Genomic DNA, 24,961 nt, shown 5'->3' with positions numbered 1-24,961 from the left:
GAGTGCCTATTGCGCCGTCATCTTGTGCAACCTTGTGATGGTGACCTGGCGCGGTGCGCTGCCCAGCACCTGCGGCACCGCGATGCGCCGATGGACAGTGTCCATCACGTAGCCGGCCTCGGCGATCCTGCTGAAAATGACGGAAGCCGGCTCTTCGTCATCCGCAAGCACAAGCACCGCGGGCTCGCGGATCGACTTGGCGAAGTCGGGTATCTCGTCGTCGAGCACGACGAGACCGGGATCGACCAGGCGAAGATTGCCGATCCAGAACCAGTTCGAGATCACTGTGCCGACCGGCCCGTCGGCGGTCAGCTGACGCTGGAGCGAGGCGTAGTCCGTCCGCACGATGCTGCCGCGGCTGTCGCCGCCGTAGATATGCATGTACCAGCTCACCGGCATCACCAGGATGGCGATCAAGGCGCCGGCGAAGACGATCGTCGCTTGCGTCTTTCTGCCCCTTTCCCCCATGGCGTCCAGGCGCATGGCTAGGGCAGCCGGCAGCAGCACGAACAAAGGCAGCAACCAGCGATCGCGAAATTGGGTCACGCCGCCGGCCAGCACAACCACGAGCGTGATCACGACAGCAAAGCCGATCGCGTGCCAGAGCAGCTTTTCGGGCCACGGTCCGGGTCTGGATGGCGGTGCGGGTTGCCTGCGCGCGAGGAAAAACGCGACGGCAAAGACCGCGACCGGAAGCCCGGCGAAATTGAGTATCGCATTGCCGAGGCCGAGAATGCCGAGAGACGCCGTCTTCGCCGCGTTGCCGCCCTCGGCGACGCCGAAGCCGCTGCTGTGCGCCAGCAGGTCTTCCAGGTGCGCGAGGCTCCAATAGAATGTCGGAAGGCACGCAAGGATCGCCACGATCACGCTGATCAGCAAGCGGCGATCGAAGATTGCCTCGCGCGTTTCGCGAAGCGACAGCGCCGCAATGAACAGCGCGGCAATGAAGATGACGATGTTGTATTTCGACAGCATCGCCGCGGCCGTGGCCAGGCCTAGCAGCACATAGGCGGCGGCGGATCGCCGTTTCTGTACCTCGACCACTGCCAGGAGCAGCAGCGACGAAACGCAAAAGACGGCGACCGAGTGGGTAAGGGCGTGCTGCATCTCCCACACGATCTGCGGAAAAAGCAGCAGCCCGAACATGGCGGCGGTCGCCGCGCGGTTCGAGTAGCCCAGGCGGCGCACAGCGGCGAAGGATGCGATCAGGCCGCCGGCCAGCAGGGCGTATTTCACGATCTTGAGCGCGAGGATATTGGTTCCAACCAGCGAGGCCGTGAGAATGCCGAGCCAGGTGTATAAGGGCGGCTGCGAGCTGCCGTAGCCGGCCGCAAGGAAGCGCGTTGCCATCAACTGTTCGGCGTCGTCAACGCCGACACCGGTGCCCATTAGGTGGGACGACAGCGTCATCACCACGATCTGGACGAGGCAGTATGCAAGGGCAAAAGCGATCGCGGCGCTGAAAGGGCCGACCCGTTCATCGCAGAGCCAGTCGGTCCATTTCTCCAAGTGCCGCAAAGGGGTCGTCTGCTCATCTGATGCGTTGGTGGCCGTTCTATATAGCCGGCCACCCGCACGATCCGAAAGCGCTACCGGCCCTTATGTGCGCATCTTGTCGCCGCTCGGGTCGAAAGGCGGTTCGACATTGATGCGGGCCGGGCGGCGATGGCCGAGGATCTCGATCTCGAACAGGCCGGCGCTTTCGTCCTCGGCAAGGGCCGCAGGCACATAACCCTGCGCCATCGACTTCTGCACATAATGCGCGTAGCCGCCAGAGGTGACCCAGCCGACGACGCGCCATTCACCATCGACAATGCCGCGCACGGCGGAGGCGCCTTCGGCGGCCTTGGAGCCGCGCACTTCCTTGCCGGTCTCATCGAAGCGCGGTGCGCCATAGCCATGCGGCTTTTCCACCGTGCCGTAGTCCTTGCTGACCTTGGCCCAGATCGGCTCGTCACCCATCACGTCGGCGTCCGCCGCGTCGACGATGAAGGAGACGCGGCGCAGCTTCGGACCCTCGGCATGCTCTTTGGCTGACGCTTCGCGGCCGATGAAGTCGTTCTTCTCCAGCTTGATGAAGCGGTCCATCGAGCCTTCGAACGGACCGTAGATCGGGCGCAACTCGCGGAACCAGGTCGGGAAGTTCTTCTCCAGACGCATCGACAGCAGCGCACGCATGCCGAAATCGACGAGGCCGAATTCCTCGCCGGCTTCCTTAATCGCGTTGTAGACAAGGCGCTGATAGGCCGGCGCCATCCAGATCTCGTAACCGAGGTCGCCCGTATAGGTGATGCGGTTGACCATGCAGGGCGCGCCGCCCACGGCCATCTCGCGGAAATCCATGAAGCGGAAGGCCTTGGTGGAGACGTCGACATCGACCAGCTTCTGCAGCAGGTCGCGTGATTTGGGGCCGGCGATCGACAGTCCAACCAGCGTCTGGTCGAAGCGGTGGATGCGCACCGAGCCGTCCTTCGGCAGGTGCTTCTCGAACCAGCGCATGTGATATTTCTGCGCCGCCGACGAGCCCCAGATCATGAAGCGGTCCTCGCCGGTCTTGGCGATGGTGAAGTCGCCGATCAGCTTGCCGAATTCGTTGACCATCGGGGTCAGCACGATACGGCCAACTTTGGGCATGCGATTGGTCATCAGCCGGTTGAGGAAATCCTCGGCCGCCGGACCGGAGACCTCGTATTTGGCGAAGTTGGCGATTTCGGTGACGCCGACCCTCTCGCGCGTGGCGCTCACTTCCTCGCCGATCGGACCGAAATCGTTCGAGCGGTGGAAGGAGACGATGTCCTTCGGCTCGGTGCCCTTCGGTGCGAACCAAAGCGGGGTCTCCAGGCCCCAGGAGTCGCCCATGACCGCGTTGTTGGCGAGCATGGTGTCGTAGAGCGGCGTCGTCTGCGCCGGGCGGGCGGCGGGCAGTTCCTCGTTCGGGAAGCGGATCGAGAAGCGCCGCGAATAGTTCTCGCGCACCTTGGCGTTGGTGTAGCGCAGCGTCGCCCATTCGCCGAAGCGGGCGACGTCCATACCCCAGACGTCGAAGCCCGGATCGCCGTGAACCATCCAGTTGGACAGGGCGAGGCCGACGCCGCCGCCCTGGCTGAAGCCGGCCATGACGGCGCAGGCGCACCAGAAATTGGTCAGGCCCTGGACAGGACCCACCAGCGGGTTGCCGTCGAGCGCGAAGGTGAAGGGGCCGTTGATGATCTGCTTGATGCCGGCCTTCTCGATGCCGGGGAAATGCTTGAAGCCGATCTCTAGCGACGGCGCGATGCGGTCGATGTCGGGCTGCAAAAGTTCATGGCCGAAATCCCATGGCGTGTTGACCGGCGACCACGGCTTGCAGGCCTTCTCATAAGTGCCGAGCAGGATGCCGTTGCGCTCCTGGCGGGTGTAGATCTCGCCCTTGAAGTCGAGCACGCCGATCATTTCGCGGCCCGTCGACTTGTTGAATTCCTCGACCTCCGGCATCGGCTCGGTAAGCAGGTACATGTGCTCCATCGCCAGCACCGGCAGCTCGACGCCGACCATGCGGCCTATCTCGCGCGCCCACAGGCCGCCGCAGTTGACGACATGCTCGGCCTTCACCGTGCCTTGCTCCGTGACGACGTTCCAGGTGCCGTCGACCTCCTGCGTCAGCTCGACGACGCGGTTGCGCAGCACGATCTCGGCGCCGAGCTTTTTCGCCGCCTTCGAATAGGCGATTGTCGTGCCCGAGGGGTCGAGATGGCCCTCGACCGGATCCCACATGGCGCCTACGAAGTTCTTCTCGTCCATCAGCGGGAACATCGCCTTGGCTTCCGAGGGCGTGATCAGCTCGGTGTCCATGCCGAGATAGCGGCCCTTGGCGTGGGCGAGGCGCAGGAAGTCCATGCGCTCGGGCGTATCGGCCATCATCACGCCGCCGGTCAGATGCAGCGAGCAGGACTGGCCGGAAAGCTCCTCGATCTCCTTGTAGAGCTGGACCGTGTAGGCCTGCAGCTTGGCGACGTTCGGATCGCCGTTCAGCGTATGGAAGCCGCCCGCCGCGTGCCAGGACGAGCCTGAGGTCAGCTCCGAACGCTCGATCAGCATGATGTCGGTCCAGCCAGCCTTGGCGAGGTGGTAAAGCACCGAGCAGCCGACGACACCGCCGCCGATGACAACCGCGTTTACGTGAGATTTCATATAGATAGGTCCGTTTTTGAAGAGACTGAATCGGGTGAGCGGGGCGTGAAGAGAAAGCGGAGGTCCGATACCGCGACGCTTTCGGCCAGCCTGCTGTCGAGCGCGGCAAGGATGGTTTCACAGGCGGAAGTACGATGTTTCAGGATGTCATGGTTCCAAAGCCGCAGGATCGAATAGCCTTGCGCGCGCATGAACTCGTCCCGGCGGCGGTCATAGGGGCTGCCGGCATGCTGGCTTCCATCGATCTCAACCACAAGCCATTTTTCGCGGCGCGCGAAGTCGGCGAAGAACGGTCCGATGGAAAACTGGCGCGTGAAGCGATAGCCGCCGAGTTTGCGAGCCTTCAGTTCGAGCCAAAGCAGTGCTTCGGCCTGATTGCCTGGTTGACGCAGATTTCTTGCTCGCTGGGTTGTGCCTTGTTTGCGGCGGCTTCGCGTTTCACGGAGGGCTTCCCCCACTCCGTCGCCGCTTCGCGGCGCCACCTCTCCCCCGTCGATCGGGGGAGAGGTGTCGAGCGAAGCTCGACGGAGTGGGGGTCGACTATTCATCAAACCAATACGGATCAGAAGTCGGTCGGCGCGCCGCCTTCCGCACGGCGCTTGTCGACGAAGTCGTTGAGCTCTTCGCGGATGGCCGGGTCCATATACGGCTCCTCATAGGCGGCAAGGCGCTCCTTCCATACCTTGTTGGTGCGCTCCAGCGCCGTCGGCGAACCCGCCTCGGCCCAGGTCTCGAAGTTGCGCCAGTCGGAGACGATCGGCGAGTAGAAGGCGGTCTTGTAGCGCTCCTGCGTGTGCTGGGTGCCGAAGAAATGGCCGCCCGGGCCGACCGACTGGATGGCGTCGAAGCCGAGCGCGTCCTCCGACAGATCGAGCGGGGTGAGGAATTCCGCCACCATCTGCAGGAGGTCGATGTCGAGGATGGTCTTCTCGTAGGAGCAGCGCAAACCGCCTTCCAGCCAGCCGGCGCCGTGCATCATCAGATTGCCGCCGCCCTGGATGGCGCCCCACAGCGAGAAGACGCTCTCATAGGCGGCCTGCGCGTCGACCGTGTTGGCGGCGCAGGTGTTGGAGGTGCGGTAGGGGATTTGATAGCGGCGGGCGAGCTGGCCGCCGACGAGCTGCGCCTTCATATATTCGGGCGTGCCGAAGGCCGGCGCGCCGGATTTCATGTCGACGTTGGAGGTGAAGCCCCCATAGCCGACCGGCGCGCCCTTCTTCACCATCTGCGCGAAGGCGATGCCGGAGAGCGCCTCGGCGTTCTGCTGCACCAGCGCGCCGGCGACGGTGACGGGCGCCATGGCGCCGGAGAGCGTGAACGGCGTGACGATCACCGCCTGGCCCATGCTCGACATCTGGATGATGCCTTCCATCATCGGCACATCGAGCTTGAGCGGCGAATTGGTGTTGATGATGGTGAAGACCGACGGCTCCTGCATCAGCTGCTCGCGGCTGACGCCGCGCGCGATGCGGGCGATCTCGATGCCGTCGACATTGCGCTCCTTGCCGAGCGAATAGATGTGGAAGACCTTGTCGGTCAGCGTCGCGAGGTCGCGGATGCATTCGAGATGCCGAACCGAGGGGTGGATGTCGATCGGCTCGACCGGATAGCCGCCGGTGCACTGCAGGATGTTGTGCATCTGCGCCAGGCGCAGGAAGTTGCGGTAGTCCGCCTGGTTGCCGGGCCGCCTGCCGCGATCGAGGTCGGAGCAATTGGGCGCCGAGGCCATCATCGACAGGATGACGTTGTTGCCGCCGAAGCGCAGATTGTGCGCCGGGTTGCGGGCGTGGAGCGTGAATTCGGGCGGGCAGTGCGAGACAAGCTCGAGGATCATGTCGCTGTCGAAGCGCACGCGCTCGCTGCCTTCGCGCACGTCGGCGCCATGCGCCTTCATGATACGGCGAGCTTCCTCGTGCAGCACGTCGACGCCGATCTCCTTCAGCACCCGAAGCGAGGCGAGGTGGATCGATTCCAGCTCGTCGTCGGACACAAATTTGGTCGGCGTCAGCGGGTTCTTCAGCTGCCGGAATGGCGGCTGTTCGAAGGCCGCCGATCCACCGGCGCGCTTTCCCGCACGGCCGCCGCGGCGGGCGCGATCGTTTGCCAATGCCGGTTCGGCGGGATGAAGGGCAGCAGTCATGAGAGCCTCAAAGGATGCGAGAGTGGCCGGCATAATGGACCGGTGGCAATCTCGCCGGTGAGGAGGCGGCGACCACTAGGGCGAGGGAAGCGACATGGCGGAACGGCAGTTGGCAGCCATCGGAACTCTTGACACGATTTGGCTCTCCACCACCTGCAGCCGCGCGGGCAATGGTCCTCTGCCTTGGGCTGGAGAGTGCATGCTGCAGATCGGTGCAGAAGCGGGCTCCGATGGCATTGCTCTTGAATGTTCGCGCCGCGAACGCGATGTAGGCATTGCCTGCCAGACGACATTCCGGAGACCTGTATGACCAGCCCAATGACCAAGACCCAGCCCGAATTGGCGGCCGAGGATCCCTTCCTCTGGCTGGAAGAGCGCAACGGCAAGGAGGCGCTCGACTGGGTTCACCGCCAGAACGCCGCGACGGTGGCCGAGTTGCAGGGCGATCCTTCCTACCAGGCGGCGTTCGAGACCGCGCTCGACCTGATGACGGCCGAGGACAACATCGCGGTCGGGGCGGCGCTTGCCGGCCATGTCTACAATTTCTGGCAGGACAAGACCAATGCGCTGGGCCTCTGGCGCCGCGCGCCGGTCGCTTCCTACAAGACCGAAAAGCCGGATTGGGAAACGATCATCGACTTCGACCAGCTCTCCGCCAAGGAGGGCGTGAAATGGGTGTTCGGCGGCGCGAGCCGGCTCTATCCCGATTTCGACCGCTGCCTGCTCTACATGTCGCCGGACGGCGGCGACGCCAGCGAGATGCGCGAGTTCGACGTCTCGACGAAATCCTTCGTCGAGGACGGTTTTCGCGCACCCGCCTCGAAGTCTGGCTTTTCCTGGCTGGACAAGGACACGGTGATCGTCTCGGCGGCGTTCGAGGAAGAAGACAAAACCCAGTCCGGCTATCCGCGGGTGATCAAGCTGTGGCGGCGCGGCACGAAGCTGGAAGACGCAACGCCGATCTTCGAAGGCGAGGAGCAGCACCTCGCGGTCGGCGGCGGCGTAGAGTTCGACGGCGACAAGCGGCATGTGCTGCTTGGCAAGACCATCGACTTCTTCACCTCGCACAGCTTCCTGCGGCTGGCCTCGGGCGAGAACAGGCGCGTCCCGCTGCCCGACGACGCCACCGACACGGCGATCTTCAAGGGCCAGCTCGTCTTCGGCGTGCGCAGCCCCTGGACGGTGCCCGACGGCACAAGCTGTCTGCCCGATGGGCTCTACTCGGTGGATTTCGACCGGTGGGTCGAGACCGGGACGTTCGGGCCGTTCGAGACCGTGCTGGAACCGGCGCATCGCGTCTCGATCGCCGGCCTCGCCAGGACGCAGGACCGGCTGTTCATCAACCTCATGGACAATGTGCGCGGCAAGGTCGTGGTTTGTGAGCGTGCCGACAATCGTTGGTCGCTGCAGCCGGTCGATTTGCCCGACAACGGCAATGTCGGCATCAGCCATGCCGAGCATTTCGGTTCCAGCGTCTCCTTCTCCTTCACCGATTTCCTGACGCCGAGCTCGATCATCTGGTCGGACGACAATGGCAAGACGTTGGCAACTGTGAAATCGCAGCCGGCGCGCTTCGACGCCTCGCCCTATGTCTCGGAGCAGTTCGAGGCGCGCTCGAAGGACGGCACGATGATCCCGTATTTCGTTGTGCGCCCGCGCAATCAGAAAGGGCCGGTGCCGGCGCTGCTTTACGGCTACGGCGGTTTCGAAGTGCCGCTCTTGCCCGGCTATGCCGGCATCCGCGGCAGGCTCTGGCTGGACAAAGGCAATACCTATGTGCAGGCCAACATCCGCGGCGGCGGCGAATTCGGTCCGGCCTGGCATCAGGCCGCTCTCAAGGGCAAGCGCCAGAAGGCCTTCGACGATTTCGCGGCTGTGGCCGAGGACGTGGTCAGGCGCGGCATCACGACGGCGGCGCAACTCGGCATCCAGGGCGGCTCGAATGGCGGCCTGCTCACCGGCGTTTCGCTGACGCAGCGGCCGGAGCTGTTCGGCGCCGTCATCATCGACGTGCCGCTGCTCGATATGCTGCGCTACACCGAACTGCCGCCCGGCGCGTCCTGGATGGCCGAATATGGCGATCCTTCCAAGCCGGAGGACGCAGCCTGGCTGGCAGCCTATTCGCCCTATCAGCATGTCGCGGCCGACATTGCCTATCCGCCGGTGCTGTTGATGACCTCGACTGCCGACGACCGCGTCCATCCCGGCCATGCGCGCAAGATGGCAGCGCGGCTGCAGGAAGCCGGTCATGGCAGGGCACTGTTCTTCGAAGAAACCGAGGGCGGCCATGGCGGACGTGGCGACCGCCGGCCACAGGCGGCCCAGACGGCGATGCGCTATGTCTTTCTGCAGCGCGCGCTTGCCGGAGTAGCTTGAATTTGTGGCCGTTGGCGGCTTAATGTGCCGCCATGGTCCGCATCAGCACATCTGGCGCCTTCGGGGTCGCGGTGACGCCGTCACCGCGCACGCTGCGTGCCGAGCTTTTGCGGCTGTGTGCACGCATCGGCTATTCGCCGCCCCGCTTCCTCTGACGAATCCGCCCCGGCCGCTGCCGGATTGATTCAAGAGGAAAGACCAAATCCATGACCTATCAGAACTATTCGCTGAAGCAGCTTCAGCAGATCGATGCCGCGCATCACCTTCATCCCTTCACCGACCACAAGGAACTGCGCGAGGCGGGCTCGCGCATCATCACCCGCGCCGACGGGCCGTTCATCTACGATTCGGAGGGCGCGGAAATCCTCGACGGCATGGCTGGCCTCTGGTGCGTCAACATCGGCTATGGCCGTGACGAGCTGGCGGATGCCGCTTATGCCCAGATGAAGGAACTGCCTTACTACAACTCCTTCTTCAAATGCTCGACGCCGACGCCGGTGCTGCTGTCGCAGAAGCTGGCGGAGCTGGCGCCCAAGCATGTCAGCCAGGTCTTCTACGGCTCGTCCGGTTCGGAGGCCAACGACACGGCGCTGCGGCTCGTGCGCCACTACTGGGCGCTGGAAGGCAAGCCCGAGAAGAACCGCATCATCTCGCGCAAGATGGCTTACCACGGCTCGACGATCGCCGGCACCTCGCTCGGCGGGATGGAGCCGATGCACAAGCAGCTCGGCGGCGCGGTGCCGAACATCGTCCATGTGATGATGCCTTATGCCTATGAGCTCGCGCTGCCCGGCGAAAGCGACCATGATTTCGGCATCCGCGCGGCCAAGGCCGTCGAGGACGCGATCCTCGAAGCCGGCGCCGACAAGGTCGCAGCCTTCATCGGCGAGCCGGTGATGGGCGCGGGCGGGGTAAAAATCCCGCCGATGAGCTACTGGCCGGAAGTGCAGCGCATCTGCCGCAAATACGATGTGCTGCTGATGCTGGACGAGGTGATCACCGGCTATGGCCGCACCGGCGAGTGGTTCGCGGCGCAGACTTTTGACGTCGAGCCCGACACCATCACCACCGCCAAGGCGCTGACCTCCGGCTACCAGCCGCTGTCGGCGCTGCTGGTCGGCGACCGCATCAGCAGGACGCTGGTCGAGAAGGGCGGCGAGTTCTATCACGGCTACACCTATTCCGGTCACCCGGTGGCTTGCGCAGTGGCGCTGAAGAACCTCGAGATCATCGAACGGGAAGGCCTGGTCGATCGCGTCAGGAAAGATACCGGTCCCTATTTCGCGCAGGCGCTGCAGGAGCGCATCGCCGGTCACAGGCTGGTCGGCGAAGTGCGCTCGATCGGGCTGATGGGGGCGATCGAGATCGTCAAGGACAAGGCGACCAAGGAACGCTACCTGCCGTCGGGAAGTGCTGCCGTCGTCGTGCGCGACCATGCGATTGCGCAAGGCATGATGCTGCGCGCCACCGGCGACACGATGATTCTGTCGCCGCCGCTGATCTGGACGCGCGCCACGATCGACATGGCCTGCGAGCGCATCGTCAAGGCGCTCGATCTTGCCGAGGCGGATTTGCGGAAGCGGTAAGCAAGCGCCGGGCGCCCTTCGTGAAAGGGCGCCCGGCGCTCCGATTCTTTCGCGTGCAGCGAAGCCGTTCAGAAACGCAAAAACCGCGCCCCAACGGGAACGCGGCTTTGCCAGATACGCATGGCGTTTCGCTACGAGCGACTTGCGAAACTTACGGGCTCCGGTACGCGAGACCTGATCCGGAGCGCCGGGCGGGTGCGATGACCGCCTCGCAGTCCGTTTTAAAGGCACATCGTTACCGGTGAGTTATCGAGAGCTTAAGCAAATCTAAATTTGCCGGCTGCTGCCTGAAAAAAATCGGCTGATAACCTTTTAAAAGCAGTATCTTAGGTTTGATCGCCGCGGAGGAAATTTATAATGCCGGAAAAATCGACGCCGGCATTCCCTTGCGCATTGAACAACGCGTAGAGCTGCGTCGCCTCGGCACCCAGAGGCGTCACCGCGCCGGCGCTTTGCGCGGCCTCCTGCGACAGTTTCAGGTCCTTCAGCATGAGCGCCGCGGCAAAGCCAGGCTTATAGTCGCGATTGGCGGGCGATGCCGGAACAGGGCCGGGCACCGGGCAATAGGTGGTGAGCGACCAGCACTGGCCGGAGGAGGTGGAGGCGACGTCGAACAACGCCTGGTGCGACAAGCCGAGTTTTTCTGCCAGCACGAAGGCTTCGGCAACGCCGATCATCGAGATGCCGAGGATCATGTTGTTGCAGATCTTGGCGGCCTGGCCGGCGCCGTCGCCGCCGCAATGGACGATGCGGCCGGCCATCGGCTTCAGGATCGGCTCGGCGGCGGCGAAAGCCTGATCGGAGCCGCCCGCCATGAAGGTGAGCGTGCCGGCAGCGGCGCCACCGGTGCCGCCGGAGACCGGCGCGTCGATCGACGGCAGGCCGTGCCTGGCGGCAATCGCATGGGCTTTGCGCGCCGATTCGACATCGATGGTCGAGGAATCGATAAACAGAGCGCCTTTCTTGGCTTTCGGGGCGATGTCTTCGTAGACCGACAGCACATGTTTGCCGGCGGGAAGCATGGTGATGACGATATCGGCGTCCTTCACCGCCGCGACGGCGTTGGCCATGACGGTCACGCCGTGCTCTTTCGCTACTGTCAGGTTGTCCGGAACTAGATCGAAGCCGTGAACGGCATGCCCAGCCTTTACGAGGTTGGCGGCCATCGGGTTGCCCATGTTGCCCAAGCCGATGAAGGCAATCGTCGTCATTCCTGTTCCTCCCGATAGCTTCGCCGTCAGCGGCCGATCAACGTGCGCGCGATGATGACCCGCATGATCTCGTTGGTGCCTTCGAGGATCTGGTGGACGCGCAGGTCGCGCACCAGCTTCTCGATGCCGTAGTCGTGCAGATAGCCGTAGCCGCCATGCAACTGCAGCGCCTGGTTGGCGACGTCGAAGCCGATATCGGTGACGAAGCGCTTGGCCATGGCCGACCATTTGCCGGCATCCGGCGTCTTGCGGTCGAGCTTTGAAGCGGCGGCGTAGAGGAAGATGCGGGCCGCCTGCAGCTCGGTCTCCATATCGGCCAGCCTGAACTGCAGCGCCTGGAACTGGTTGATCTTCGAGCCGAAAGCCTTGCGCTCTGAAGTATAGGCGAGCGCCTTGTCGAGCGCCGACTGCGCGCCGCCAAGCGAGCAGGCGGCGATGTTGAGCCGGCCGCCGTCCAGCCCGGCCATGGCGATGCCGAAGCCGGCGCCTTCCGTGGCAAGCAGATTCTCCGCCGGCACTTTGCAATCCTCGAAGATGACCTGGCGGGTCGACTGCATGTGCCAGCCCATCTTGTGCTCATTGGCGCCGAAGGAGAGGCCGGGAGCATCCTTGGGCACGACGAGCGTCGAGATGCCTTTCGGCCCGTCGCCGCCGGTGCGCGCCATCACGACATAGAGGTCGCTGTCGCCGGCGCCGGAAATGAACTGCTTGGCGCCGTTCAAGACATAGTCGCCGCCACTCCTCACCGCCCGTGTCTTCAGTGCGGCGGCGTCCGAGCCGGAGCCGGGCTCGGTCAGGCAATAGCTCGCCAGCCACTCCATCGAGGTGAGCTTCGGCAGGAAGCGCTGGCGCTGCTCGTCGCTGCCGAAGCGGTCGATCATCGAGGCTGCCATGTTGTGGATGGAGATGAAAGACGAGAAGGCCGGATCGGCACGGGCCAGTGCCTCGAAGATCAGCACTGCATCGAGGCGGCCGAGCGCCGAGCCGCCGACATCGTCGCGGACATAGATGCCGCCGAGGCCAAGCGGCCCGGTTTCGCGGATCACATCGGCGGGAAAATGCTTTGTTCGGTCCCAGTCGAGCGCGTTTGGCGCCACGCGGTCGGCGGCGAAAGCCGCTGCCATCTCCTGGATGGCGCGCTGTTCTTCGGTGAGTTCGAATTGGCCAGTGCCCGCATCGACTGCCGCGTCCATGGCGTGCTCCCTGTCGTTTCAGGCCTTGTGGCCTGTCGTTTTTGGCTTTGCGCAACGATCAATCTAGACCAATGATGCCGCCGCGCAACCCGGGCCTCCGCGGACCCGCTGTGCATGGATTGATCAACGGAGCCTTGCGTGCCGACAGTTTTCGATCAGTTGCTGGACCGGTTCCATGGCTATCTCGCAAGCGTCGACAGTGCGCTGGTTTGGGACGCGGTCGCCTGCATCGACTGGGATATGCCGGTCCGGTCGCTCGATCCGCGTCGGCTTGATTGTCTCCGCCATCTCGATCGCGTCGCGGAGCTTGCGCCAAAGGATGTCAGGCCGCTGGCGCGGTTCGTGGCCGACCACCGGGGTGAGCTGCGCTGGGGGCAGACCTATAAGGCCTCCGACTTCGGCCAGGCCTTTATCGACAATTACGGCTGGCTGGAGGTGTTCGGCACGCGCGGGCATTTCGTCAATGACGATGTCGCGGCCGGCCTGATGATCCTCGGGCCTGACATCGTCTACCCAGACCATCATCACATCGCCGAGGAGATCTATGTTCCGCTGACCGGCGGCACGGAGTGGCGCATGGGCGAGGACGGATTTCGCGTTCGCGAAGCCGGAGAGGTCATCCACCACGCGTCCAACGTCAGTCACGCCATGCGCACCGGCAAGGAGCCATTGATGGCGCTCTATATCTGGCGCGGCGGACCGCTGGCGCAGAAGTCGAACATCGGCTCGGAGGGCCGGAACTGATGGCCAAGGCGATCATGCTGCAGGGTACCGGCTCCGATGTCGGCAAGACGGTGCTGGTGGCGGGGCTTTGCCGGGCGGCGAAGAAACGCGGCTTGAAGGTCAGGCCGTTCAAGCCGCAGAACATGTCGAACAACGCCGCCGTCGCCGATATCCCCGGCGACGACAAGGCCGGCGGCGGCGAGATCGGCCGCGGGCAATGGCTGCAGGCGCTGGCCTGCGGCGTCCGGCCGACCGTGCACATGAACCCGGTGCTGCTCAAGCCGCAGAACGATATCGGGTCGCAAGTCGTGGTGCAGGGCAAGGTGTTCGGCGAGGCGCGGGCGCGCGACTATCAGGCGATGAAGGCCGGGCTGCTGGACGCGGTGCTGGATTCCTGGGCGAAGGTTGGAGAGGGGGCCGAGCTGGTCATCGTGGAAGGCGCCGGCTCGCCGGCCGAGACCAATCTCAGGAGCCGCGACATCGCCAATATGGGCTTTGCGACGCGCGCCAATGTGCCGGTGGTGCTCGTCGGCGACATCGATCGCGGCGGCGTCATCGCCTCGGTCGCCGGCACGCATCTGATCCTGCCGGAGGAAGACCGGCGCATGATCGCCGGCTATCTCATCAACAAGTTCCGCGGCGACGTCTCGCTGTTCGACGACGGCATAAGCGCGATCGAGAAATTCACCGGCTGGCGCTGCTTCGGCGTCGTGCCGTGGCTGAAGGTCGCGGCGCGCCTGCCGTCGGAAGATTCGGTCGTGCTCGAGCGCCTTGCTTCCGGCGAGAAACGGGCGCTGAAGGTGGCGGTGCCGATGCTGGCGCGTATCGCCAATTTCGACGATCTCGATCCGCTTAAAGCCGAGCCGCAGGTCGAGGTGGTATTCGTGCCGCCGGGCAAGAAGCTGCCGGAGGATGCCGGGCTGGTGATCATCCCCGGCTCGAAATCGACGATCGGCGATCTGATAAAGTTCCGCGAGAATGGCTGGGATCGCGACCTCATCGCCCACCGCAAGCGCGGTGGCCATGTCGTCGGCATCTGCGGCGGCTATCAGATGCTCGGCCGGAGGGTCACCGATCCAGACGGTATCGAAGGCAGTGTCCGGGAAGTGGAAGGTCTCGACCTGCTCGATCTCGAGACGGTGATGGAGCCGGAAAAGACCGTACGCAATTCCAGCGCCCGCTCGGTGCAGTTCGGCCTGCCGCTCGAAGGCTATGAGATCCATCTCGGCCGAACCACCGGTCCGGATACGGCCAGGCCGTCGGCGATCATCAACGGCGTCGAGGACGGCGCGGTCTCGGCCGACGGCAAGGTCATCGGTACCTACCTGCACGGGCTGTTTTCCGCCGATGCTTTTCGCGCGGCCTATCTGGAGAGCCTCGGCGTCAGGGGAGGCGGCATCGACTACCGCGCCGACGTAGAGAACGCGTTGGACGAGGTGGCGGCCGAGCTGGAGAGGCATATCGACTGCGACGCGATTTTTGGGTTGGCGCGATAGGTCTTCTGCCGAACCGCCCACGTTTGCGATTGGCCAAAGCGCTCATCGAGGTCGTCATCCCAGAGCGAAGCAGGAGCGCAGCTCCGTCGCGAAGACCCCGGGATCCATTCCGTGACCTCGGACGAAGCATGCAGCGCAGCAGAACTCTGCACCGTCGCAACGCTTTGAAGTCACGGAATGGATCCTCGGGTCTGCGCGTCCTTTTCACTCGCGCTCCGCCCGTGGATGACGAAATTCTGACGCCTCGGCCGATCTCAAGCGTCGGCAATGATTCCTCGCCCCTTCTCCCCAGCCTTCGGCCAATAAGTGCCGAACGACCAGACATTGCCTTCCGGGTCGAGGCATATGAACTCGCGGCTGCCATAGTCGCGGTCGACCAGTTCCTGGACGATTTTTGCGCCGGCCTTCTTGGCCCTGGCATAGGCGACGTCGGCATTCCCGACGGCGATGTAGATCGACTTGCCGCCGCCGCCGCCCGGCTCGCCGACCATCTTGCCGTAGTCGTCGTCGCGCGCGGTGCCGAGCATGATCATCGAGGAACCGAAGGTGAGCTCGGCATGATGGACGATGTCGCCTTCGCCATAGCGGGCGCGCACTTCGAAGCCAAAGGCATCGCATAGCCAGTCGATCATCCTGGCGGTGTTTGCGTAACGCAGGGCGGGATAAATGCAGGGTGCTTCGGTTGCCGTGGGCATGAGCCAACTCCTCGTGTTCGGTCGATGAGCCCAAAGTCGGCGAAAGCCCTGCCTGCGTCTTGAAGAAATGTTACCTGCCCGGGGCAGTCGCTAAGCCAGCGCTGCGAGTGCGGTCGGCGTTTCGCCGGCGAGTTGGCGGAATTCGCGCACCAGATGCGCCTGGTCGGCATAGCCGCAATCGGCGGCGATGCCGGCCCAGTCGTCGTCCTGCCGCTTCGACAGCGAAAGCGCGCGGTTGAAGCGCACGATGCGCGACAAGGTCTTCGGTCCGATGCCGATCGCGTCGGTGAATTTTGCCGCGAGATGCTTGCGGCTCCAGCCGATCTCCCCGGCAACCGCCGAGATCCGCGTGCGGCCGCCGGAGGCGATGACCGTACTGTAGGCCCAGGCGACTTCGGGCGGCAATGCATTCGCCTCGGCAAGCCGGCTGGTGATGAAGCCCTCGGCAATGGCAAAGCGTGCGTCCCAGTCCGGTGCTTCGCCCAGTCGTTCGCGCAACGCGATGCCCTCGAAGCCCAGCGCATCGTCCAGGCCGACCATGCGGTCCCGCAATTCGCTCATCGGCAGGCCGAAGAATCGCCTGGCGCCAAGCGGGGTGAAATTGACCTGGACACAGAACGAGCCGCCGGAGGATTCGATCACCACGGGACCGGCATAGAGGCCGGCGGCGAAGCTGGCGAAACGGTCGTTGTCGCCGGGATCGCGGCCGAGACCGATGGCGAAGGCTTCGGCGAAGCTGATCACCAGCGGGACGGTCAGCGAAGCATGTTCGACGATGCGGAAATGGCCGGGCCATATCTCGCGGTAGCCACAGATATCGGTGACAATGCCTGCAAGCGAACCAGAAGGCGCACGCCGGACCATCTCGAAATGGAGGGCCGGGGACCGGCTGTCTTGTCGATGGCGCTCTGTCTCGTCGGACATGGGACGCGAGCCTAGCAGACTAAAGCGCGTTGCGCTGAAAGGAATTCGGGTGACGCGCTTTGTGTCCTTGTTTTGTCCCAGAACCGCTGCACACTTCTGGGCGACATGCATTAGGCTCCCTCAAATCAAAAGCGCCCGGCGGAGCCGAGCGCTTCGAGTTGCCAGAGATGCCAAATGCTCTGGTTTAGGCGCCGCGCATCAGGCAACCGGCGGCAAGCACGATATAGGCGATGAGCATGATCCACACCGCGGCAAGAGGAATGAACGCAAGAACGCCAAGAGCGGCAAGAAGGCCGATGACGGCAATGACCAACGAAATAATGAACACGATCTGGGTGGGTGCACTGAGATTCATGTCTAGTCCCTCCAACATGATTCGCAACACCCGAATTCTACCAGCAGGGGCGTCAGACACCAATCAGCTGGCGCAGCGGATTGGCCGGGTCCGCAAGCAGCTTCACTGCAAGCGCCAAACAGACGACCACCAGCAGCGGCTTGATCAGCTTGGCGCCGATCCTGATGGCGAGGCTTGCGCCGAGGCGGGCGCCGAGGAACTGGGCCACCCCCATCATCAGACCGATCTTCCAATCGATGACGCCGACGGCGGCGAAGATGACGAAGCCGCCGATGTTGGAGGCGAAGTTGAGCAGCTTGGTGTGCGCGGTCGCCTTGAGCACGCCGTAACCGGCAAGGCCGACAAATGCGAGCATCAGGAATGAGCCTGTGCCAGGGCCGAACAGACCGTCGTACAAGCCGACGGCAGGCACTATTGTGAGGCTGAACAGAAGCGGAGACAGACGTTCCGCGCGGTCGACATCGTTCATGTTGGGCTTGAGCGCGAAGTAGAGAGCAATAGCGATCAGGAGAACCGGCAACAGAGCGCGCAGGAAATCACCAGGCACGACCGTGGCCAGCAAAGCACCGATCGCTCCGCCGATGAGCGCAAGAAAGGCGGACGGGAGTTGCCGGCGCAGATCGACCTGGCCGTTCGCGGCATAATGGATGGTTGCCGAACCAGAGCCGAACATGCCCTGCAGCTTGTTGGTGCCGAGTGCTGCGACCGGCGAGAAGCCCGCCAGAAGCAGCGCCGGGATGGTGATCAGCCCGCCGCCGCCGGCAATCGAATCGACAAAGCCTGCAGCAAAAGCGGCGGCTGTGAGCATGAGGACGGTCTGCAGGGTAAGGTCGATCATCGGGCTGCGGGCAAGGCGGGGAGGGAGCCGCAGCTTCCATCATGCCCGGCCAGTTTGCGCAAGACCGATTCCACGCTAGATCGGTTCACCGTTTCACGGAAACGCCGAACCGCTCTATCCTTTGTTTTGACGCAATTCCGAACGGAAACCGTTTCACACTTTTCCTGGAATTGTTCTAACAATCAGGGTGGAATCGCGAGGGAGGCTCATGGCGATGGCGCTGCTGGACCAGATACGCTCAATCTTCGACGGCGATCCGGGCGTGCGCAAGGTGGCGGACGATCCGGTGCTGTCGGCGGAACTCTTGATGCTGTTCCGTATGATCCTGGCCGACGGCTCGGTCTCGGAGAGCGAGATGGTCGCCTTCCGGCGCATCTGCGAGGAAGCCTTCGGCATCCCCGAAAGCTCGATCGACAGCGTCATCGAATATCTCAACGATTTTGGCTACGAGACCAATGGCTCGCAGGCGATCGCCTTGTTCCGCGACCTCGACATCGAGCGGCGCAAGCTTTTGGCAAGCCACATGGCCGAGATCGCCAAGGCCGACGCCAAGCTCGCCGAGAGCGAAGTGAAGCTTCTGCGCCGCACGCTCGACCTGCTCGACATCAGCCCGGTCGATCTGGCCAAGCCGGAGAGCTGAGGCCTGGCCGGATCCCCGCTGCTTCGCAGCGTCCCGGCCCTCGCTTTCGGCGCTTCGCGAACCGGCTGCTCACCCCTGTTCCTGCATGCGTCGCGCGATCGCGCGGCGAAGATCGGGGGCAGCTGCAACCAGCGCCCGTGCCGCTTCCGAGCGCGGATTGTCGAGCACATCGGCAGTCCTGCCGCGCTCGACGATCCTGCCTTCATGCATGACCAGCACCTCGTCCGACATGGCGCGGGCAACCGTCAGATCGTGCGTGATGAAGAGATAGGCGATGCCGAGCTTCTGGTTGAGCTCGGCGAAAAGGTCGAGAATCTGGGCGCGGATCGAGACGTCCAGCGCCGAGACCGGCTCGTCGGCGACGACGAGCTTCGGGCGGGTGATGATGGCGCGAGCGATCGACAGGCGCTGGCGCTGGCCGCCAGAGAATTCATGCGGATACTTGTCCATGTCGCGTGGACCGAGCCCGACCTCGTCGAGCGCATGCGCGACCATGTCGCGGCGCTCGGCCCTTGCCGGCCGCTGCTCCAGAAGGTGCAGCGGCTCGGCCACCAGCTTCTCCACCTTCTGGCGCGGGTCGAAGGAGCCGTAGGGATCCTGGAACACCACCTGCATGTCGCGCCGGGCCGGCTTCAGTTCGGGTTCCGCCTTTCCGGTGATGGTCTCGCCGCGAAAGCGGATCGCTCCTGCCGTCGGCTTGTCCAGCGCCAGGATCATGCGGGCAAGCGTGGACTTGCCGCAGCCGGAGCGGCCGACGAGCGCCACCGACTGGGCAGGCTCGACGGTCAGCGAGACGTCGTCGACGGCACGGATCGGCTCTGCCGGTCGGAACAAGGACCTGCGTCGACCCGGATAGTCCCGGCTGACGCCTTCGACTTCGAGCAGCGGCTTTGCCGAACCGGCAAGGTGGGTTTTAGGCCGCGCCGGCACGTGCATCGAGGCTAGCGCCAGCTCGCGCGTGTAGGAGTGCAATTGTTCCGACAGCGTTCGCGCGGTATCGCCGGCTTCCGTCACTTCGCCGCGGCGCAGGATGGTCAAGCGATCGGCCATCTCGGTCACCACCGCGAGGTCGTGCGAGATGAGCAGCAGGCCCATGCGAACCTCGCTGACCAGGTCGCGCAGCAGGTCGAGGATCTGTGCCTGCAGCACCACGTCGAGCGCCGTCGTCGGCTCGTCGGCGATCAAGAGCTTCGGTTTAAGCGCGCAGGCGATCGCGATGACCACGCGCTGGCGCTGGCCGCCGGACAATTCGTGCGGGTAGCGCGACAGCGGGAATTTCGCTTCCGGCAGGCCGACGCGGTCGAGGATTTTTCGGGCGCGGTCCTCGGCCTCGGCGCGGCCCGCCTTGGTGTGCCAGCGAATGCCTTCGGCCACCTGTTCGCCGATCGTCTTGACCGGATTGAGCGCCGTCATCGGTTCCTGAAAGACCATGCCGATGTCGTCGCCGCGCAGCGTGCACATCTGGTCCTCGGTCGCGCCGAGGATATCGATGCCGTCGAAGGTGATGCGTCCGCTGGCGCGCGCCAGATGCGGCAGCAGCCGCATCACGGTCAGCGCCGTCATCGACTTGCCGGAGCCGGATTCGCCGACCAGGCCGACGACTTCGCCGGGCGCGATTGCGAGTTCGATCTCCTTCAGGATATGCGTGTCGCCAATCGAAAGCGACAGGTTCTCGATCTCGAGCAGGCTCATCGCTGCCGCCGCGATTTCGGGTCGAGGATGTCGGCGATGCCGTCGCCGAGCAGGTTCAGCCCAAGCACGGTGATGACGATCGCCATGCCGGGAAAGATCGCCATCCAGGGCGCCGTCACCATGCGCGTCTGCGCGTCGAACAGCATACGGCCCCAGCTCGGCATCGGCGGCTGCGCGCCCAAGCCAACGTAAGAGAGGCCGGCTTCGGCAAGGATGCCCAGCGCGAACTGGATCGTGCCCTGGACAAGCAGCAGCGTCGCGATGTTGGGTAGGATGTGCTCGACGGTAATCTCAGTCATGCCCTTGCCGGCGGCGCGTGCTGCGAGGATGAACTCTCGCGGCCAGATCGCCAGCGCGCCGGCGCGGGCGACGCGGGCGAAGACCGGGATGTTGAAGATCCCGATGGCGATGATGGCGTTGACGGCGCCGGGGCCGAAGATGGCGGTGATCATGATCGCCGACAGCAGCGCCGGGAAGGCGAAGACAAGGTCGTTGACGCGCATCAGCGCCTCGTCGGCGATGCCGCCGCGCGCCGCGGCGAAGGCGCCGAGCGGCACGCCGATGCCCATGCCGATGCCGACCGCCACCAGCGCCACGGCGATCGAGTTGCGGGCGCCGACCATGATCATCGACAGGATATCGCGGCCGAAATGGTCGGTTCCGAACCAGTGCGCCGGCGAAGGCGCCTGCGTCTTGTCGGCGATCACCAGCTTGGTGACGTCATGGGGCGTCCAGACGAAGGAGAGCAGCGCGATCGCGGCCACCAGCAGCGTGATGACGAAGCCGATCAGGAACGAGCGGTTGCCGAAGGCCTTGGCCAGGACTCCGGCGAGGGTTTCTTCGGGCAGATCGGCACGCAATGTCATTGCCGGCCCCTCAGGCGCGGATCGACGACCGCATAAGAGAAATCGACCAGCAGGTTCACGGCGATCACAGCCGCGACCAGCAGCATGACGACGCTCTCGACGACGATCAGGTCGCGCTGGGTGATGGCCTGGAACACCAGCCGGCCGAGGCCGGGCAAATAGAAGACGTTCTCTATGATGATGGTGCCGGCGAGCAGGAAGGCGAATTGCAGGCCGAGGATGGTGAGCACCGGGATCATGGCGTTGCGCAATGCGTGGCGCCAGAGCACCGCGCGATAGGGCAGGCCTTTCGCACGAGCGGTGCGGATATAGTCCTCATTGAGCACCTCGATCAGTGCCGAGCGGGCGACGCGCGCCAGGATTGCCGCCTGCGGCAGGGCGAGCGCGACGGCCGGCAAGAGCAACGACTTCACCGCCGGCCAGATGCCTGCGCTCCAGCCGGGAAAGCCTCCCGCCGGCACCAGTCGCAGCCAGACGGCGAAGAGGTAGATCAGCATCAGCGCGAACCAGAAGTTCGGCACGGCGACGCCGAGCTGGGCGGCGCCCATGGCAAGCGTGTCGCCGGCGCGGCCTTGCCGGCTGGCGGAGAAAAGGCCGACCGGAATGGCTATTGCCGTCGACAGCGCCAGTGCGATGAGCGCCAGCGGCAGGGAAACCACGACGCGCTCACGCACAAGGTCGATGACGGGAACCGAGTAGGTATAGGAGCGGCCGAAATCGAGGCTGAGCAATCCGCCCGCCCAGTGGAGGTAGCGCAGGACAAGCGGCGCGTTAAGCCCCATCTGGTTGCGCAAGAGCTCGACCTGGTCGGTGCTGGCATTGAAGCCCAGCATCAGACGCGCCGGGTCGCCGGGCAGGATCTCCATCACCGCGAACACCACCATCGAGGCCAGCACCAGCGTGACGGCCGCGATGATCAGGCGCTTGAGCAGGTAGGTCATGGGAGGGCAATCAGGCGGTCGGCCGGCCCTCAGTCTGTCCACTTCACCTTGGTGAGGTCGTTGGCCTGGATCGGCGCGTTCTCCCACAGGCCCTGCAGCTTGGCGTCCCAAACCCCGACCTTCGGCAGTTCGTAGAGGAAGCCGACCACGGCGTCGTCTGCCAGGATCTTCTGCGCCTCTCCCAGCAGCTCTTTCCGCTTCGCCTCGTCCGAGGTCAGGTTGAGCTTGTCGATGATGGCGTTGAAGGCCGGGTTTGCGTAGTTGAAGTAATAGTCCTTGCGCGAATAGATATCGATGTCGTTCGGCTCGGTGTGGGAGACGATGGTGAGGTCGTAGTCCTTCTTGGTGAAGACCTGATCCAGCCATTGCGCCCATTCCACGGGCACGATCTCCAGATCGATGCCGACATCACGCAGCTCGGACGCGATGATCTCGCCGCCAAGCCGGGCATAGGACGGCGGCGGCAGCTTCAGCGTCGCCTTGAAGCCGTTTTCGAGACCGGCCTCCTTCAGCAGTTCCTTGGCCTTGTCGACATTGTGCGGATAGAGGCCGGTGAGGTCGACATAGTCCTTGTTGGCCGGCGACATATGCGAGCCGATCGGCACGCCGAGGCCGGCGGAAGCGCCGTCGATGATCGCCTTGCGATCGAGCGCATAGGAGATCGCCTGGCGCACCTGCAGCTTGTCGAAGGGCGGCTTCTTGTTGTTGATCGAGAGAATAGTCTCACCTTCGGTCGAGCCGATCACCACCTTGAAACGCGGGTCGTCCTTGACCTGGGAAACGCTGTCGGGATCGAAGAAGGGGAAGGCCTGGATGTCGCCTGAAAGCAGCGCCGGCACGGCGGCAGCGGCATCGGGAACGATGCGGAACTCGACCTTGTCGAGGGCAACCGACGCGCCCCAATAGTTGTCGGATTTCACCAGCGTGATCGACGAGCCCTTGGCCCAGTTCTGGAACTTGAACGGGCCGGTTCCGATCGGCTTTTCCTTGTTGGCGTCGGCGGATTTCGGCGACACCATCACCGCGTCGCCCCAGCCCATATTGTAGAGGAAGGAGCCTTGCGGGTTCTTCAGCGTCACCTTGACAGTGGCCGGATCGACGACGTCCACCTTGTCGATCTGCGCGAACAGCCCCTTCTGGGCATTGACCGAATTGTCGGCGCGGGCGCGGTCGAGCGAGAATTTCACGTCGTCGGCACCGAAGTCGCTGCCGTCGTGGAATTTCACCCCGGTGTGCAGCTTGAAAGTGTAGGTCTTGCCGTCATCCGAGATGGTCCAGCTTTCGGCGAGGTCGGGCAGAACCTCGCCGTTCGGGCCGATGCGGGTGAGACCTTCGAAGACATTGGCGTAGAGCACTTCGTCGATCGCGGCCGCGGCGCCAGCAGTCGGATCGAGATGCGGGGGTTCGAGCGGAATGCCGATGACGAGATCGGTGCGCGCGGCAAATGCCGACGTGGCGGCGGCGAATGACAGCACTGCCGTGGCCAGAATGGTCTTCCACAATTTCATCGCTGAACTCCCATGAGCTGAGATTTGCGCAAACCCGGCGGATAGAAGCGTGATTTGGCCAATGAGTAAATTGCGTTTCGTGCTGCCTGGCAGCGCCAAGGGAAATGTTTTTCTGGATCAGGCGGTTGTGCCGCGCAGCAGCACGTTGAGACCGATCGCCATCACCTTGGCCGATTCCACCATGTCGGCGATGCCCACCCACTCGTCCGGCCGGTGGGCGAGATCGAGAATGCCGGGGCCATAGGCGATGCAGTCGTAGATATGGCCGATGCGGGCGACGTGCTTCTGGTCATAGGTGCCGGGCGAGATGACATAGTCCGGTTCACGGTCGAAGATTTCCATGATGCCTTGCGCGACGGCTTTCACCACCGGCGCGTCGCGTTCGGTCATCAGCGGCAGAACCTCCATCAGGTCGCGGATCTCATAGTCGAACTTCTTGCGCTCGCGCTTCAGCCGTTCGAGGATGCCGGTGACCTCGCCCTTGACGGTTGCGAGGTCTTCCTCGAGCAGGAAGCGGCGGTCGATGGTCAGCCGGCAGGAATCGGGCACGTTGGGCGAGGGCAGTCCCGGCCGGAAATCCTCTGTCTGGCCGCCATGGATGGAATTGATGTTCATGGTCGAGCGCCGGGCGCCCTCTGGCACCACCGGCATCCGCGTCACCTTGCGGTCGAGCGCCGGAAAGAGCTCGTCCTCGAAGGCCTGCAGCACGGCGCTCATATGGCGCACCGCATTGTCGCCGAGGAACGGCATGGAGCCATGCGCGATCTCGCCTTTGGTTTCGATCTCGGCCCACCAGACGCCGCGATGGCCAAGGCAGATGCGGTCCTTGTTCAGCGGCTCGGGAATGATGACGTGGTCGACCTTCGGCCTGGAGAAGTAGCCGAGCTTCGCCAGATGGGCGACGCCGCCAAAACCGCCGGACTCCTCGTCGACAGTGCCTGAAATCTCGATGGCGCCGGGAAAGTCGGGATAGACCTCCATGAAAGCTTCGGCGGCGATGACCGAAGCGGCGAGCCCGCCTTTCATATCGCAAGCGCCGCGGCCATAGACCCTGCCGTCCTTCACCAGGCCGGCGAAGGGGTCGAGCGTCCAGCCTTCTCCGGCCTCGACGACGTCGATATGCGAATTGAAGTGCACGCAGGCGCCGGGCGAGCGGCCGTCGAACCGAGCGACGACATTGACGCGCGGGTAGCGATCGGTGTCGCCTGGCGTGCCTTCAGCACGGATGAACTCGGTCTCGAAGCCGAGCTTCCTCAGCCGCGCGCCCAGATATTCGGCGCATGGCCGATAGGCCTCGCCGGGCGGGTTGACGGTCGGAAAGCGGATCAGGTCGGCGGTCAACGCGATCAGGTCGTCGACGCGGTCGTCGACGGCCTTGAGGAGTCGTTCATTCATGCCGGGGATTGAAGGAGGAACGCAGCGTTTTTGCAAGCGGCCTCTCGCTCATTGCCAACAAATGGCCGGAGCAGGTTCAACAGGTTAAACCGTCGAGAGTGCGTGACGTGCCGGCAACTATGGCGGGAAAATCGTTCAAATTCGCCGCATTGGATTGGCGGATTCGTCAAGGAGTGTGTGGTACTTAACGCACCTGCCGGCAAAATGATGGA

20 protein-coding genes are annotated in these 24,961 nt (G+C 64.1%); 5 read left to right on the top strand and 15 right to left on the bottom strand.

The window, feature by feature from the left end; all coding sequences use genetic code 11:
- Positions 1–6: 6 nt before the first annotated feature.
- From EN853_RS12015 to EN853_RS12000, 4 genes are all read right to left on the bottom strand, one after another.
- Positions 7–1,518: a glycosyltransferase family 39 protein gene (locus EN853_RS12015; RefSeq protein ID WP_127859818.1), complete on the bottom strand. Its 1,512-nt coding sequence runs from the start codon at positions 1,516–1,518 to the stop codon at positions 7–9.
- A gap of 81 nt (positions 1,519–1,599) precedes the next feature.
- The gene (locus tag EN853_RS12010) at positions 1,600–4,170 is read right to left on the bottom strand and encodes an FAD-dependent oxidoreductase (RefSeq protein WP_127859819.1); all 2,571 of its coding nucleotides are present in this window, start codon (positions 4,168–4,170) and stop codon (positions 1,600–1,602) included.
- A complete protein-coding gene (locus EN853_RS12005) occupies positions 4,167–4,652 on the bottom strand; it encodes a DUF559 domain-containing protein (RefSeq protein WP_127859820.1) in 486 nt (161 codons plus the stop codon). Before EN853_RS12005 ends, EN853_RS12010 begins: the two co-directional genes overlap by 4 nt.
- A gap of 80 nt (positions 4,653–4,732) precedes the next feature.
- On the bottom strand, positions 4,733–6,310 hold the full coding sequence (locus EN853_RS12000) for a trimethylamine methyltransferase family protein (RefSeq protein ID WP_127859821.1): 1,578 nt from the start codon (positions 6,308–6,310) through the stop codon (positions 4,733–4,735).
- 306 nt (positions 6,311–6,616) lie between these two features.
- Between EN853_RS12000 and EN853_RS11995 the strand changes: the two genes are divergently transcribed.
- Positions 6,617–8,686: a prolyl oligopeptidase family protein gene (locus EN853_RS11995; protein ID WP_127859822.1), complete on the top strand. Its 2,070-nt coding sequence runs from the start codon at positions 6,617–6,619 to the stop codon at positions 8,684–8,686.
- A gap of 206 nt (positions 8,687–8,892) precedes the next feature.
- On the top strand, positions 8,893–10,272 hold the full coding sequence (locus tag EN853_RS11985) for an aspartate aminotransferase family protein (protein ID WP_127859823.1): 1,380 nt from the start codon (positions 8,893–8,895) through the stop codon (positions 10,270–10,272).
- Between the two features lie 326 nt (positions 10,273–10,598).
- Here the strand turns inward: EN853_RS11985 and mmsB are convergent, their stop codons facing one another.
- Positions 10,599–11,483, bottom strand: coding sequence for a 3-hydroxyisobutyrate dehydrogenase (gene mmsB, locus EN853_RS11980; RefSeq protein WP_127859824.1), 885 nt, complete (start codon positions 11,481–11,483; stop codon positions 10,599–10,601).
- A 26-nt stretch (positions 11,484–11,509) separates the two neighbouring features.
- Positions 11,510–12,676 (bottom strand): isobutyryl-CoA dehydrogenase, encoded by a 1,167-nt coding sequence (locus EN853_RS11975; protein ID WP_127859825.1) that lies wholly within the window; start codon positions 12,674–12,676, stop codon positions 11,510–11,512.
- 138 nt (positions 12,677–12,814) lie between these two features.
- On the opposite strand from EN853_RS11975, the gene EN853_RS11970 reads away from it, so the two are divergent.
- On the top strand, positions 12,815–13,420 hold the full coding sequence (locus tag EN853_RS11970) for a dimethylsulfonioproprionate lyase family protein (RefSeq protein WP_127859826.1): 606 nt from the start codon (positions 12,815–12,817) through the stop codon (positions 13,418–13,420).
- Complete coding sequence (locus EN853_RS11965) at positions 13,420–14,895, top strand: cobyric acid synthase (protein WP_127859827.1); 1,476 nt, start codon at positions 13,420–13,422, stop codon at positions 14,893–14,895. The genes EN853_RS11970 and EN853_RS11965 overlap by 1 nt, the downstream gene beginning before the upstream one ends.
- 254 nt (positions 14,896–15,149) lie before the next feature.
- Here EN853_RS11965 and EN853_RS11960 read toward each other — a convergent pair whose 3' ends face one another.
- The 4 genes from EN853_RS11960 to EN853_RS11945 form a co-directional block, all read right to left on the bottom strand.
- On the bottom strand, positions 15,150–15,590 hold the full coding sequence (locus EN853_RS11960; protein ID WP_127859828.1) for a VOC family protein: 441 nt from the start codon (positions 15,588–15,590) through the stop codon (positions 15,150–15,152).
- 90 nt (positions 15,591–15,680) lie between these two features.
- Positions 15,681–16,514: an AraC family transcriptional regulator gene (locus tag EN853_RS11955; protein ID WP_127859829.1), complete on the bottom strand. Its 834-nt coding sequence runs from the start codon at positions 16,512–16,514 to the stop codon at positions 15,681–15,683.
- Positions 16,515–16,698: 184 nt separating this feature from the next.
- Positions 16,699–16,869, bottom strand: a complete 171-nt coding sequence (locus EN853_RS11950) for a hypothetical protein (RefSeq protein WP_127859830.1) — start codon at positions 16,867–16,869, stop codon at positions 16,699–16,701.
- Between the two features lie 52 nt (positions 16,870–16,921).
- Positions 16,922–17,707 carry a TSUP family transporter gene (locus EN853_RS11945; protein ID WP_127859831.1) on the bottom strand — a complete coding sequence of 262 codons (786 nt, stop codon included), beginning with the start codon at positions 17,705–17,707 and terminating at the stop codon, positions 16,922–16,924.
- A 208-nt stretch (positions 17,708–17,915) separates the two neighbouring features.
- On the opposite strand from EN853_RS11945, the gene EN853_RS11940 reads away from it, so the two are divergent.
- On the top strand, positions 17,916–18,347 hold the full coding sequence (locus tag EN853_RS11940) for a TerB family tellurite resistance protein (RefSeq protein ID WP_127859832.1): 432 nt from the start codon (positions 17,916–17,918) through the stop codon (positions 18,345–18,347).
- A 69-nt stretch (positions 18,348–18,416) separates the two neighbouring features.
- On the opposite strand, the gene EN853_RS11935 is transcribed toward EN853_RS11940, so the two are convergent.
- The 5 genes from EN853_RS11935 to EN853_RS11915 form a co-directional block, all read right to left on the bottom strand.
- Positions 18,417–20,039, bottom strand: a complete 1,623-nt coding sequence (locus EN853_RS11935; RefSeq protein WP_127859833.1) for a dipeptide ABC transporter ATP-binding protein — start codon at positions 20,037–20,039, stop codon at positions 18,417–18,419.
- Positions 20,036–20,905, bottom strand: coding sequence for an ABC transporter permease (locus tag EN853_RS11930; protein ID WP_127859834.1), 870 nt, complete (start codon positions 20,903–20,905; stop codon positions 20,036–20,038). The genes EN853_RS11935 and EN853_RS11930 overlap by 4 nt, the downstream gene beginning before the upstream one ends.
- Positions 20,902–21,846: an ABC transporter permease gene (locus EN853_RS11925; protein WP_127859835.1), complete on the bottom strand. Its 945-nt coding sequence runs from the start codon at positions 21,844–21,846 to the stop codon at positions 20,902–20,904. Before EN853_RS11925 ends, EN853_RS11930 begins: the two co-directional genes overlap by 4 nt.
- 29 nt (positions 21,847–21,875) lie before the next feature.
- Positions 21,876–23,354, bottom strand: a complete 1,479-nt coding sequence (locus EN853_RS11920; protein ID WP_127859836.1) for an ABC transporter substrate-binding protein — start codon at positions 23,352–23,354, stop codon at positions 21,876–21,878.
- 117 nt (positions 23,355–23,471) lie between these two features.
- The gene (locus EN853_RS11915; protein WP_127859837.1) at positions 23,472–24,749 is read right to left on the bottom strand and encodes an acetylornithine deacetylase/succinyl-diaminopimelate desuccinylase family protein; all 1,278 of its coding nucleotides are present in this window, start codon (positions 24,747–24,749) and stop codon (positions 23,472–23,474) included.
- Positions 24,750–24,961 lie beyond the last annotated feature (212 nt).

This window comes from Mesorhizobium sp. M1C.F.Ca.ET.210.01.1.1, assembly GCF_004791585.1.
Taxonomy (GTDB): Bacteria; Pseudomonadota; Alphaproteobacteria; order Rhizobiales; family Rhizobiaceae; genus Mesorhizobium.
The sequence above is the reverse complement of the archived record's forward strand: the minus strand, read 5'-3'. Positions and strand labels throughout refer to the sequence as shown.

Excerpts from the sequence above, each read along its gene's own strand:
- EN853_RS12010 (WP_127859819.1), bottom strand. The coding sequence starts at position 4,170 with ATGAAATCTCACGTAAACGCGGTTGTCATCGGCGGCGGTGTCGTCGGC.
- EN853_RS12000 (WP_127859821.1), bottom strand. The coding sequence starts at position 6,310 with ATGACTGCTGCCCTTCATCCCGCCGAACCGGCATTGGCAAACGATCGC.
- EN853_RS11995 (WP_127859822.1), top strand. The coding sequence starts at position 6,617 with ATGACCAGCCCAATGACCAAGACCCAGCCCGAATTGGCGGCCGAGGAT.
- EN853_RS11985 (WP_127859823.1), top strand. The coding sequence starts at position 8,893 with ATGACCTATCAGAACTATTCGCTGAAGCAGCTTCAGCAGATCGATGCC.
- mmsB (WP_127859824.1), bottom strand. The coding sequence starts at position 11,483 with ATGACGACGATTGCCTTCATCGGCTTGGGCAACATGGGCAACCCGATG.
- EN853_RS11975 (WP_127859825.1), bottom strand. The coding sequence starts at position 12,676 with ATGGACGCGGCAGTCGATGCGGGCACTGGCCAATTCGAACTCACCGAA.
- EN853_RS11965 (WP_127859827.1), top strand. The coding sequence starts at position 13,420 with ATGGCCAAGGCGATCATGCTGCAGGGTACCGGCTCCGATGTCGGCAAG.
- EN853_RS11960 (WP_127859828.1), bottom strand. The coding sequence starts at position 15,590 with ATGCCCACGGCAACCGAAGCACCCTGCATTTATCCCGCCCTGCGTTAC.
- EN853_RS11955 (WP_127859829.1), bottom strand. The coding sequence starts at position 16,514 with ATGTCCGACGAGACAGAGCGCCATCGACAAGACAGCCGGTCCCCGGCC.
- EN853_RS11950 (WP_127859830.1), bottom strand. The coding sequence starts at position 16,869 with ATGAATCTCAGTGCACCCACCCAGATCGTGTTCATTATTTCGTTGGTC.
- EN853_RS11945 (WP_127859831.1), bottom strand. The coding sequence starts at position 17,707 with ATGATCGACCTTACCCTGCAGACCGTCCTCATGCTCACAGCCGCCGCT.
- EN853_RS11940 (WP_127859832.1), top strand. The coding sequence starts at position 17,916 with ATGGCGATGGCGCTGCTGGACCAGATACGCTCAATCTTCGACGGCGAT.
- EN853_RS11935 (WP_127859833.1), bottom strand. The coding sequence starts at position 20,039 with ATGAGCCTGCTCGAGATCGAGAACCTGTCGCTTTCGATTGGCGACACG.
- EN853_RS11930 (WP_127859834.1), bottom strand. The coding sequence starts at position 20,905 with ATGACATTGCGTGCCGATCTGCCCGAAGAAACCCTCGCCGGAGTCCTG.
- EN853_RS11925 (WP_127859835.1), bottom strand. The coding sequence starts at position 21,846 with ATGACCTACCTGCTCAAGCGCCTGATCATCGCGGCCGTCACGCTGGTG.
- EN853_RS11920 (WP_127859836.1), bottom strand. The coding sequence starts at position 23,354 with ATGAAATTGTGGAAGACCATTCTGGCCACGGCAGTGCTGTCATTCGCC.
- EN853_RS11915 (WP_127859837.1), bottom strand. The coding sequence starts at position 24,749 with ATGAATGAACGACTCCTCAAGGCCGTCGACGACCGCGTCGACGACCTG.